Origin of the sequence: Nonomuraea sp. NPDC050786 (genome assembly GCF_040654115.1) — a bacterium.
Taxonomy (GTDB): domain Bacteria; phylum Actinomycetota; class Actinomycetes; order Streptosporangiales; family Streptosporangiaceae; genus Nonomuraea.
In genome coordinates this window covers 1-11,769 of record NZ_JBFAHJ010000032.1, presented here as the reverse complement: position 1 = coordinate 11,769, position 11,769 = coordinate 1, and the positions used below count along the sequence as shown (strand labels likewise).

Below are 11,769 nucleotides of genomic sequence, written 5' to 3'. Positions count from 1 at the left end.
GATCACGGCCGGGGGTCCCGCGGCTCGGGTGTGCTCGGTTGCGGCAGGAATGACGCGAAGTCCGTCCCCTCGCCGAACAGATCCTCGAACGGAAGATTCGGTACGAAGGGCTCCATCAGCTCCTTCATCCCGGCGGAGACCTCGCTGGTCGCCCGCCCGATCTGCTCGACGATCACAGCGGAGAGCTCCGACGGCGACAGCTTGCGGTAGACCCGGGGGTCGAAGTCGATCGTCCGCACCTCACCGCGCGGACCGACGGTCACGGTCACCATGCCGTCCTTCGACGTGGCCGTCGCCGACAGCTCCCCGACCTTCTCCTGCATCTTCCTGAGCTGCTCGGTCTGCTGGTTGACCTCCTGGACGAGTTGCTCCAGCAGCCGCCACGACTCGTCCATCGTCACCTCTGTCCCTCACGTGTGCCACTTCAGCCTCAAAGATCTCAGAAGTAGCATTCTTTCCTGATTTTGGGGGCAATATCGATCAACCGCCCCGATGGCGGCGTGTGCCGGTTAAGCTGCCGAACCGTGATCTTCGACGGTGTCGTCTTCAGCAAGAGCCACCTCGACCGGTTGGCGTGCGCGGCGGACGGGATGGCCGGTGATGTGGCGGACGTACGGACCCGGTTCGAGACGTCGTCCTCCGGGGCACGCGCCGCGCTCGGCGACGACGACTACGGCCTCATGTACTGGCAGGCGCGGGGGCCACGCATGGAGAGCATCGGCAACGGGCTCGAACTGCTGGCGGCCGCGCTCCAGAAGCAGGAAACCCGGATCCGGCGGGCATCGCACACGTACGACGCCTGCGAGGACGCCAGCACCCTGCGCACCAGCGCTCGATGAGGACAGCGAAAGAAAAGGCAGATATGGCAGAACAAGGAATCAACCGGCGTCAACTGCTGGCCATCGGCGGCCTGTCCTTAGGACTGCCGCTCATCCCCACCGAGGCACACGCCGCGACGTCAGCCGCCGACCGCGCCCGCCGCAGCGGAGCCTCGTGGGAGAACATCATCGAGAAGTCCTCCTTCAGCAGTAAGTCCGCCTTCGACCAGGCGTGGAACTACCTCTACCCCTGGGACTCCTACACCGACACCCACAACGGCGCCGCCCGGATGCACGCCGGCCAGGTCTCTCTCGCCCAGGGCGTGCTGACCCTGACGGCGACCCGGCTGGCCGCACCCGACGGGAACAGCCCGCAACCGCCGAACGCTCCGCTGTGGTACCGCTCAGGCGCCGTCCATGCCAAGAAGCAGATCCTCGTCAACGACCAGTTCCCCGAGTACGACATCGAGGGCGAGTTCCGCACGCAGACCGGTCAGGGCATCTGGCCGGCTTTCTGGACCACGGGAATCTGGCCGACCTGGCCGCCGGAGAGCGACATCCTCGAATACGTGGGGGACTCCACCAACCTCTTCAACACGTGGAACAAGAACGACGGCGGCGGCGACGCGCTCGTCGAGCGTGAGCCGATCAGCGGCCACAACCCCGACGCCTGGCACAAGTACCGCGTCTGGATGTCCAAGGACGGGAACGACGTCCTGCTCGACTACTACTTCGACGGGGTCTGGAAGGCGACCCACCGGGGAGTCGGCTGGGCCGGTGTCCCGCAGTGGCTCATCATCAACCTGCAGATGGGCTCCTGGGCTTCGGGACTCGAGCCTGGCGATCCCGGCTGGGATCAGCAACCGGGTCCGGCCGGCAACACCTATTTCCGCGCTCGCAACGTGTGGATGGGCCGTACCCGCGCCTGGTGACCCACCACCCGTGCCGCCACGGCCCTCATCACGTCAGTGAGCCCACGGGAAGGTAGACCGTACGGCCGCTCCTGCGGGCACGGCGCGCGGCGGGGAGCCGCGCCGCGGTGTGCGCTGGATGCCGTTCCTCGGCCTCCTCCCAGCCGAGGAACTCGGCGGCGTCCAGCTCATCGGCCTGGAGCTTGATCCGGCCGGGGTCGGCGACGACGCCGCCGTCGAAGAGGAAGGTCAGCATGGGGCTCGGCCGCTCCCCCAGCGGGGGCGACCACTCCACCACCAGCAACTCTCCGACCTGGACGTCCAGCCCGAGCTCCTCGCGGATCTCCCGCACGGCGCACTCGTGCGGAGCCTCCCCGGCTTCGACGACACCACCCGGGACCGCCCAGTACGGGCGATAGTTCGGCTTGACGAGCAGGACGCGGTCGTCGTCGTCGGTCAGGAGCGCGCAGGCCGCGGCATATGCCGTCGGCAGGGTCGCGTACCACTCGGCCGGCTCAAGGTAGGGCTTGCTCATGTCGTTCATTGTGCTCGGGCGGCCGTCGCCCGCGCATGCGACGGCCGCCGTGGGCCGGTGACACCCACGGCGGCGAGCAGCCGGGCTCCATGGCGGCGGCCCGGACATACGGGGCGAAATCCCGCTAGTCCACCTCCACCACGGCCTGGGCGAACTGGGCCGAGTACAGCCGGGCGTAGGCGCCCTCCGCCGCGAGCAGCGACTCGTGCGTGCCCTGCTCGACGATCCGCCCGTTCTCCATGACCAGGATCAGGCTGGCGTCGCGGATCGTGGAGAGCCGGTGGGCGATCACGAAGCTGGTGCGCCCTTCGCGCAGCGAGCTCATCGCCCGCTGGATGAGCACCTCGGTCCGGGTGTCGACCGAGCTGGTCGCCTCGTCCAGGATCAGGATCGCCGGCTCCGACAGGAACGCCCGGGCGATCGTGATCAGCTGCTTCTCGCCCGCGCTGACCGTCGCGCCCTCCTCGTCGATCACCGTGTCGTAGCCGTCGGGCAGCGTGTGCGCGATGCGGTCCACGTGGGCGGCCTCCGCGGCGGCCTCGATGCGTTCGCGCGTGGCGCCCTCCGCGCCGTAGCCGATGTTCTCCGCGATCGTGCCGCCGAACAGCCAGGTGTCCTGCAGCACCATGCCGATGTTGGCGCGCAGCTCCTCCCTGGACATCTCGGCGATGTCGACGCCGTCGAGCGTGATACGGCCGCCGGTCACCTCGTAGAAGCGCATGATGAGGTTGACCAGCGTCGTCTTGCCCGCTCCCGTGGGGCCGACGATGGCCACGGTCTGGCCGGGCTCCACGGTCAGCGACAGGTTCTCGATCAGCGGCCGGTCCGGCGCGTAGCGGAAGGACACGTTCTCGAACGCCACGCGCCCCCTGATCGGCGCGGTCCGCGCCGGCCCCTCGGGCTCCTGGGACTGCTCGGGCGCTTCCAGCAGCTCGAAGACCCGCTCGGCCGAGGCGACGCCCGACTGCACCATGTTCGCCATTCCGGCCACCTGGGTCAGCGGCTGGCTGAACTGCCGCGAATACTGGATGAAGGCCTGCACGTCGCCCAGCGAGATCGAGCCCGAGGCCACCTTGACCCCGCCCACCACGGCGACCAGCACGTAGTTGAGGTTGCCGATGAACATCATCGCCGGCTGGATGATCCCGGAGATGAACTGGGCGCGGAAGCTGGAGGTGAACAGGGCCTCGTTGTGCTCGGCGAAGGTCTCGGCGGCCTCCTTCTGCCTGCCGAACACCTTGACCAGCGTGTGACCGCCGTACATCTCCTCGATGTGGCCGTTGAGCTTGCCCGTCGACGACCACTGCTTGATGAACTGCGGCTGCGAGCGCTTGCCGACGGCCGTGGTGACGAAGACCGAGACCGGCACCGTGACCAGCGCGATGAGTGCCAGGATGGGCGAGATCCAGAACATCACCACCAGCACTCCCACGACCGTCAGCACCGACGAGATGAGCTGGCTCATCGTCTGCTGCAGGGTCTGCGCGATGTTGTCGGTGTCGTTGGTGGCGCGGCTGAGGATCTCGCCGCGCGGCTGGCCGTCGAAGTAGCTCAGCGGCAGCCGGGCCAGCTTGGCCTCGATCCGCTCGCGCAGCCGGAACGCCGCCCGCTGCACGACGACCGTGGTCAGCCGGAACTGCAGGATCCCGAGCACCGCCGCCAGCACGTAGATCGCCAGCACCCAGCCGAGCACCTGCGCCAGCGCGGTGAAGTCGATGCCGTGGCCGGGCACCACGTTCATCGACGACACCATGTCGGCGAGCGTGCCCTGCCCCCTGGCGCGCAGCCCCGCCACGGCCTGTTCCTTGGTGGCCCCGGCGGGCAGCTGGGCGCCGACGATGCCGGCGAAGATCAGGTCGGTGGCGTGGCCGAGGATCTTGGGGCCCGTCACGGTCAGCGCGACGCTGGCCGCGCCGAGGGCCAGGACGACGGTGAGCAGCGCGCGCTCGGGGTGCAGCAGCCGCAGCAGGCGGCGGAGCGAACCGCCGAAGTCGTGCGCCTTCTCGGCGGGCCCGGACATCATCCTGCCGGGGCCGAAGGAAGGCTGGGGGCGGCGCGCGGGCGCTTGGGTGGTCATGCCGCTGCCTCCTGTTCGGTGAGCTGGGACAGCACGATCTCCCGGTACGTCGGGCAGGTGCTCATGAGCTCCGCGTGGTCGCCGCTGCCGACCACGCGGCCGTCGTCGAGCACGAGGATGCGGTCGGCGTCGCGGATGGTGTTCACCCGCTGGGCCACGATGACGATCGTGGCGTCGGTGATCTCCTCGGCCAGCGCGGCCCGCAGCCGGGCGTCGGTGGTGTAGTCGAGGGCGGAGAAGGAGTCGTCGAACAGGTAGATCTCGGGCCGGTGCACCAGCGTCCTGGCGATGGCCAGGCGCTGACGCTGGCCGCCGGAGACGTTCGTGCCGCCCTGGGAGATCGGCTCGTCCAGGCCGCCGGGCATCGCCTCGACGAACTCGCGGGCCTGAGCGATCTCCAGGGCCCGCCACAGCTCCTCGTCGGTCGCGTCCGGCCTGCCGTACCTCAGGTTGGAGGCCACGGTGCCGGAGAAGAGGTACGGCGACTGCGGGACCAGGCCGACGGCCCGGGAGAGCACGGCCGGGTCGAGGTCGCGTACGTCGACGCCGTCGACCAGCACCTCGCCGGCGGTCGCGTCGAAGAGGCGGGGGATGAGGTTGAGCAGCGTCGTCTTGCCGCTGCCCGTGCTGCCGATGATCGCGGTGGTACGGCCGGGCCGCGCCGTGAAGCTCACGTCGCAGAGCACCGGCTCCTCGGCACCCGGGTAGCGGAAGTCCACGGAGCGCAGCTCCAGCTCGCCGAGGCGGCTTTCGGGGATGACCGGGTCGGCCGGCGGGTGGACGGTCGGCTCGGTGCCGAGCACCTCCTCGATGCGCTCGGCGCAGACCTCGGCCCGCGGGATCATCATGAACATGAACATCGCCATCATCACCGACATGAGGATCTGCATGAGGTAGGCGATGACCGCGGTCAGCGCGCCCACCTGCATGGTCCCGTCGGCGATGCGGTGGCCGCCGAACCACACCACGGCGACGCTGGAGACGTTCACCACCAGCATGACCGTGGGGAACATCAGCGCCATCAGCCGTCCGACCCGCAGTGACACGTCGGTCAGCCGGTCGTTGGCCACGCCGAAGCGCTCGCGCTCGTGCCTGTCGCGGACGAACGCCCTGATGACCCGGATGCCGGTGATCTGCTCGCGCAGCACCTGGTTGATCCGGTCGATGCGCTCCTGCATCGTGCGGAAGAGCGGGCGCATCCGCACCACGATCAGGGACACGATGGCGATCATCACGGGCAGCACGACGAGCAGCAGCGACGACAGCGCGGTGTCCTGGCGGAGCGCCAGCACGATGCCGCCGACGCACATGATCGGAGCCGCCACCATCATCGTGAACGTCATCAGCACGAGCAGCTGGATCTGCTGCACGTCGTTGGTGGTCCGGGTGATCAGGGAGGGCGCGCCGAATCTGTTGACCTCCTGGGCGGAGAAGTCCTGCACCCGGCCGAAGATCGCGGCCCGCAGGTCCCTGCCCAGGGCCATCGAGGTCCGTGCACCGTAGTACACGGCCACGATCGAGCAGACGATCTGAACGAGCGTCACACCGAGCATCACCAGCCCGATGCGCATGATGTAACCGGTGTCCCCCTTGACGACGCCGTCGTCGATGATGTCGGCGTTGAGGGTGGGGAGATAGAGCGTGGCCAGGGTCTGCACGAACTGGAAGAGCACGACGAGCGTGATCTCTTTCCCGTACGGCCTGAGCTGGACCCGCAGGAGACGGAGCAGCATCAAGATGCGCTTTCTGTCGAAGGGGTGGGGTGGGGCCGCACGAGCAGCCCGTCGAGCAGCACGGAGACGATCTCCTCGTCGTCCATGTCCCCGAACTCGCCGCCCAGGCCGAAGCCGCGGTGCACGCTCACCGCGATCAGCATGAGCAGCAGGTGCGCCGCGCCCTCGGGAGAGCGGCGCAGCCGGTCGCGGTCGGGCTCGACCAGAGCGGCGATCGCCGTCCCGATCCGGCGGCGGCCGTCCAGCATCCGCTCGTGGAACTCGGCGTCGTCGGCGAGCAGTTCCCTGGGCACGGCCATGAGATTGGCGTTGGCGCGCATCCCCTGCCGCAGCATCGCGACCGCCTCACGCAGCCGCTCGCGCAGCTCGACCTGCGTGCCGATGGACGCCAGCGCGTCGACCGCCGGCTGCGGGTCGAACGCGCTCATCAGCGTCGCCCGGAGCAGCGAGGCCTTGTCGGGGAAGACACCGAAGATCGTGCCCTCGGCCACGCCCGCGGCCTCGGCGATCTGGCGGGTGCTCACCGCGGCGCCGTACTCGCGCAGCAGGGGGAGCGTGGCGGCGATGAGCGCGGCACGGCGGTCTTCTGGTGCCATGGCCGGCACCCTTCGCCTCTTGGTCATGGGACGAGTCTAATGAGCGAGCACTCACTCGTTCAACAGGTTATGAGACCGGGCGGGCCGGTCGCGCGCATGGGACGGTGGGCGCACATCCGAACAGGGGGACTCCGCCGGCGGGCGGCACATCTTATGAGGCGGCCTTTCTCGGCGACCGCGAGAGCGTAATTGACGCATTATCCGCGCGAACTCTATATTGTTGCCACAATTTCTCCACACAACCACGCCGACCTGCGTAGATGAAGAATTGTCAGCCAATTCAGCGTCCAGCCCCGTGGGCGATTTGAACACCGGTTCACAGATTTGTCCAGGCCCTTGTCGAGGGTGTTCGGATCATTTACTGTCCAAGTGATCTAATCACCCCCCACAATTCAGGAGCCCTGGTGCGCCGATTAACGCTCACCGCCACCGTCGCCGCGGTGCTACTCCCCCTGCTCTCACCGGCAGCCTCCGCCACCGCCACCGAAGACCCGGACGCCGTCCAGCAAGTCGGTCCGGGTCTGTACTTCTCCGACACCGACACCTTCAAGATCGACGAATCGGATGTGCCCGCCGGGTCGATCGGCCGTACCCACGGCGTGGCCACCGGCGGCGGCGACCTCGCGCGGCCGCAGTCGGCCCCCGCCTCCCGCCCCGAGATGGCGGTGTTCGGGCCGGGCTGGCAGGCCGAGTTCCTCGGCGGCATGCTCGACAGGAAGCTGGACGTCCAGAGCGGCGCCATCGTGGTCACCGAGCTCGACGGAGGCACCACCACCCGCTACGCCCTGAAGAGCAGCGTCTCCTTCCCCGACGGCGGCGGCGTCCAGCGCTACGAGAGCGGCGACGGATCCAAGATCACCGAAACGACCCGGTGGGACTCGGCGGCCGGGGCGATGCGAACCTCCATCTCCGAGACCATCGCGATGGACAAGGGCGCCACGGAGGCCGGGGACGACAACTTCTCCCAGAGCAACGCCGAGCTCGGCCTCACCTACACCTGGACCAAGCTCGACGGGCTGCAGAGCACCGACACCTGGCGGGTGACGGCCACCGGCAACACCGCCTACGGCGCCTCGACGGTGGCCTATGACGCCCAGGGCCGCGTCAGCACCGTCAAGGAGCCGGCCGCGGGCGAGACGCCCGAGGAGACCCTGACGGTCACCTACGCCACCTCCACCACGGCGACCACCTCCTCCTTCGGTGACTTCGCCGGCCGCCTCAAGAAGATCACGCTCACGTCCGGCACGGACGCCCCGCAGACCGTCGCCAGCTACGGATACGACGCCAACGGCCTGCTGCGCACCGTGGCCGATCCCAGCCTGAGCGGCTCTCCCGCGTCCACCTACACCTACGACCAGATCGGGCGCCTGACGTCGATCGACTCGCCCACGGACGGCGGCTGGCAGCTGACCTTCGCCAGCGGCACCGCCGCCCCCACCGCGACCGCCACCGACACGTCGCGGCCGGCCGGCGGCGATCCCATCCAGGGCGCGAAGGGGATCAACGACCCCGATGCCACCGCGCCCGACCCCGGTGACTTCCTCCCGGGCGACATCTCCAACCCGCAGGCGTACCCGTCGTACTGCAACGACGCCTGGAAGTGGCTGTACTACCAGAGGGCCGGCTGCGCATCCTGGGTCGCCCACTACGGCTGGCGCAAACCGCTGTGGCGGAAACTGCCCAGCAAGCGCTACGTCATGGGCATCGACTACGACCACTGCACCAACGCCCCCGACCGCCCCACCGGCTTCGACTTCCGGCCGGCCTGCGACATGCACGACTACGGCTACGGGCTGATCGGCAACACCTACAAGCACTACCGCTACTACCTCGACCGCTATCGCAAGTCCCAGGTCGACGACGTCTTCTACCACACGCTCAAGAACTGGACCTGCAACGCGTACAACATCTTCGTCCGCACCCTCTGCAAGCGGTGGGCCTTCGTCTACCGCCAGGGGGTTCGCCTGGGCAACCCCAAGAACGGCGCGAACGCCACACGCTGACGGACCCGGCCGGATGGCGGATCGCTCGCCATCCGGCCGCTCCTGCGGTTCGCGATCGGCGGATCAGATCTCTTCCACGCTGCTCGGCTCACGCCGGGACAGATCGATACCGAGCTCCTCCGCGGCGCGGAAGACGTCCTCGTCGGTGTCGCGCATCTCGATGGACATGCCGTCGCTGGAGAGCACCTCGACGTTCAGGCAGAGCGACTGCATTTCCTTGATGAGGACCTTGAAGGACTCCGGAATACCAGGCTCGGGGATGTTCTCGCCCTTGACGATGGCCTCGTAGACCTTCACGCGGCCCAGGACGTCGTCGGACTTGATCGTCAGCAGCTCCTGCAGGGCGTAGGCGGCGCCGTACGCCTCCAGCGCCCACACCTCCATCTCACCGAAGCGCTGGCCGCCGAACTGGGCCTTACCGCCGAGCGGCTGCTGGGTGATCATGGAGTACGGGCCGGTCGAACGCGCGTGGATCTTGTCGTCGACCAGGTGGTGCAGCTTGAGGATGTAGACGTAGCCGACCGCGATCGGATACGGGAACGGCTCACCGCTGCGGCCGTCGAACAGCTGGGCCTTGCCGCTCTGCTGCACCATCCGGTCACCGTCGCGGTTGGGGTTGGTGTGGCCGAGCAGGCCGACGATCTCCTCCTCGTTGGCGCCGTCGAAGACGGGGGTCGCCATGGGCGTGCGCGGGGCCACCTTCTCGAATCCCTTCTCGCGCAGCCGCTCGGCCCACGCCTCCTCGATCCCGGAGATGTCCCAGCCTCTGGCGGCGATCCATCCCAGATGCATCTCCAGCACCTGGCCGACGTTCATCCGGCCGGGCACGCCCAGCGGGTTGAGGATGATGTCGACCGGGGTGCCGTCCTCCAGGAACGGCATGTCCTCGACCGGCAGGATCTTGGAGATGACGCCCTTGTTACCGTGGCGGCCGGCCAGCTTGTCACCGTCGGTGATCTTACGCTTCTGGCCCACGTAGACGCGGACCAGCTCGTTGACACCCGGCGGCAGCTCATCGCCCTCCTCACGGCTGAACACCCGGACGCCGATGACCTTGCCCTGCTCGCCGTGCGGCACCTTCAGGGAGGTGTCGCGGACCTCGCGGGCCTTCTCACCGAAGATCGCGCGCAGCAGCCGCTCCTCCGGCGTCAGCTCGGTCTCGCCCTTCGGGGTGACCTTGCCGACCAGGATGTCGCCCTGCACCACGTCGGCGCCGATCCGGATGATCCCCCGCTCGTCGAGGTCGGCCAGGACCTCCTCCGACACGTTCGGGATGTCCCGGGTGATCTCCTCGGGACCCAGCTTGGTGTCGCGGGCGTCGACCTCGTGCTCCTCGATGTGGATCGAGGACAGGACGTCGTCCTGGACGAGCCGCTGCGAGATGATGATCGCGTCCTCGTAGTTGTGGCCCTCCCACGGCATGAACGCCACCAGCAGGTTCTTGCCGAGCGCCATCTCACCCTTGTCGGTGCACGGCCCGTCGGCGATCACCTGGTGGGCCTCCACCCGGTCGCCCTCGGCCACGATCGGCTTCTGGTTGACCGAGGTGCCCTGGTTGGAGCGCTTGAACTTGGCCACCCGGTACGTCGTCCGCGTGCCGTCGTCGTTCATCACCGTGACGTAGTCGGCGGAGACCTCCTCGACCACACCGGCCTTCTCGGCGCTGATCACGTCGCCCGTGTCGGTCGCGGCTCGGTACTCCATACCGGTGCCGACCAGCGGCGCCTCGCTCTTCAGCAGCGGCACGGACTGCCGCTGCATGTTCGCGCCCATCAAGGCCCGGTTGGCGTCGTCGTGCTCGAGGAACGGGATCATCGCGGTGGCCACCGACACCATCTGGCGCGGCGACACGTCGATGTAGTCGACCTCGGCGGAGCGCACGTACTCGGTCTCACCGCCCTTGGTGCGGACCAGGACGCGCGCCTCGGCGAACGAGCCGTCGGGGTTGAGCGCCGAGTTGGCCTGCGCCTTGACGTAGCGGTCCTCCTCGTCGGCGGTCAGGTAGTCGACCTGGTCGGTCACCTTGCCGTCGACGACCTTGCGGTAAGGCGTCTCGACGAAGCCGAAGGCGTTGAGGCGGCCGAAGCACGCGAGGTAGCCGATGAGGCCGATGTTGGGGCCTTCGGGGGTCTCGATCGGGCACATCCGGCCGTAGTGGGACGGGTGCACGTCGCGCACCTCCATGCCCGCTCGCTCACGCGACAGACCACCGGGGCCCAGCGCGTTCAGCCGCCGCTTGTGCGTCAGGCCGGCCAGCGGGTTGGTCTGGTCCATGAACTGCGACAGCTGCGAGGTGCCGAAGAACTCCTTGATCGACGCCACGACCGGGCGGATGTTGATCAGGGTCTGCGGCGTGATCGCCTCGACGTCCTGCGTGGTCATGCGCTCGCGCACGACCCGCTCCATGCGGGCCAGGCCCAGGCGGACCTGGTTCTGGATCAGCTCGCCGACGCTGCGGATGCGGCGGTTGCCGAAGTGGTCGATGTCGTCGACCTCCACGACGGCCGCACCCATCGAGGTCTCGCCGGCGTGCAACCGGACCAGGTATTCGATCATCGAGACGATGTCGTCCTCGGTCAGGGTGCCCTGGGTGATCTCCGCGTCGACACCCAGCTTCTTGTTGACCTTGTATCGGCCGACCTTGGCCAGGTCGTACCGCTTGGAGTTGAAGTAGAGGTTCTCCAGCAGGGTCTGCGCCGACTCCTTGGTCGGCGGCTCACCCGGCCGCAGCTTGCGGTAGATGTCCAGCAGCGCGTCATCCTGGCCGGCCGTGTGGTCCTTCTCCAGGGTGGCCCGCATGGACTCGAAGCGGCCGAACCGCTCGAGGATCCGCTCGTTCGTCCATCCCAGCGCCTTGAGGAACACCGTCACGGGCTGCTTGCGCTTGCGGTCGACGCGTACGGCGACGCTGTCGCGCTTGTCGATCTCGAACTCGAGCCAGGCACCCCTGGACGGGATGACCCGGCAGCCGAAGAGATCCTTGTCGGACGTCTTGTCCACGGTGCGTTCGAAGTAGACGCCAGGCGAGCGGACCAGCTGCGAGACCACGACACGCTCGGTGCCGTTGATGATGAACGTGCCCTTCGGCGTCATGAG

General features: G+C 68.2%; 9 protein-coding genes. 3 read left to right on the top strand and 6 right to left on the bottom strand.

The genetic code is table 11. The features are described from left to right. Positions 1–2: 2 nt before the first annotated feature. On the bottom strand, positions 3–395 hold the full coding sequence (locus AB0H84_RS41505) for a YbaB/EbfC family nucleoid-associated protein (RefSeq protein ID WP_357617511.1): 393 nt from the start codon (positions 393–395) through the stop codon (positions 3–5). Positions 396–524: 129 nt separating this feature from the next. Here AB0H84_RS41505 and AB0H84_RS41500 point away from each other — a divergent pair, with 129 nt between their 5' ends. Together AB0H84_RS41500 and AB0H84_RS41495 are read left to right on the top strand one after the other, a co-directional pair. Continuing rightward, a complete protein-coding gene (locus tag AB0H84_RS41500; RefSeq protein ID WP_357617282.1) occupies positions 525–839 on the top strand; it encodes a hypothetical protein in 315 nt (104 codons plus the stop codon). A gap of 23 nt (positions 840–862) precedes the next feature. Then, positions 863–1,750 carry a family 16 glycosylhydrolase gene (locus AB0H84_RS41495; RefSeq protein WP_357617280.1) on the top strand — a complete coding sequence of 296 codons (888 nt, stop codon included), beginning with the start codon at positions 863–865 and terminating at the stop codon, positions 1,748–1,750. Between the two features lie 28 nt (positions 1,751–1,778). On the opposite strand, the gene AB0H84_RS41490 is transcribed toward AB0H84_RS41495, so the two are convergent. The 4 genes from AB0H84_RS41490 to AB0H84_RS41475 form a co-directional block, all read right to left on the bottom strand. Next, entirely contained in the window at positions 1,779–2,264 is a 486-nt protein-coding gene (locus AB0H84_RS41490; protein ID WP_357617278.1) for an NUDIX hydrolase, read from the bottom strand. A 124-nt stretch (positions 2,265–2,388) separates the two neighbouring features. Further along, complete coding sequence (locus tag AB0H84_RS41485) at positions 2,389–4,341, bottom strand: ABC transporter ATP-binding protein (protein ID WP_357617276.1); 1,953 nt, start codon at positions 4,339–4,341, stop codon at positions 2,389–2,391. After that, on the bottom strand, positions 4,338–6,074 hold the full coding sequence (locus AB0H84_RS41480) for an ABC transporter ATP-binding protein (protein ID WP_357617274.1): 1,737 nt from the start codon (positions 6,072–6,074) through the stop codon (positions 4,338–4,340). The genes AB0H84_RS41485 and AB0H84_RS41480 overlap by 4 nt, the downstream gene beginning before the upstream one ends. Then, complete coding sequence (locus AB0H84_RS41475; RefSeq protein WP_357617272.1) at positions 6,074–6,697, bottom strand: helix-turn-helix domain-containing protein; 624 nt, start codon at positions 6,695–6,697, stop codon at positions 6,074–6,076. Before AB0H84_RS41475 ends, AB0H84_RS41480 begins: the two co-directional genes overlap by 1 nt. Before the next feature lie 377 nt (positions 6,698–7,074). Here AB0H84_RS41475 and AB0H84_RS41470 point away from each other — a divergent pair, with 377 nt between their 5' ends. After that, on the top strand, positions 7,075–8,673 hold the full coding sequence (locus AB0H84_RS41470) for a phospholipase A2 (RefSeq protein ID WP_357617270.1): 1,599 nt from the start codon (positions 7,075–7,077) through the stop codon (positions 8,671–8,673). 63 nt (positions 8,674–8,736) lie between these two features. Here AB0H84_RS41470 and AB0H84_RS41465 read toward each other — a convergent pair. After that, a partial coding sequence (locus AB0H84_RS41465) for a DNA-directed RNA polymerase subunit beta (RefSeq protein WP_357617268.1) occupies positions 8,737–11,769 on the bottom strand: 3,033 nt, incomplete at its 5' end.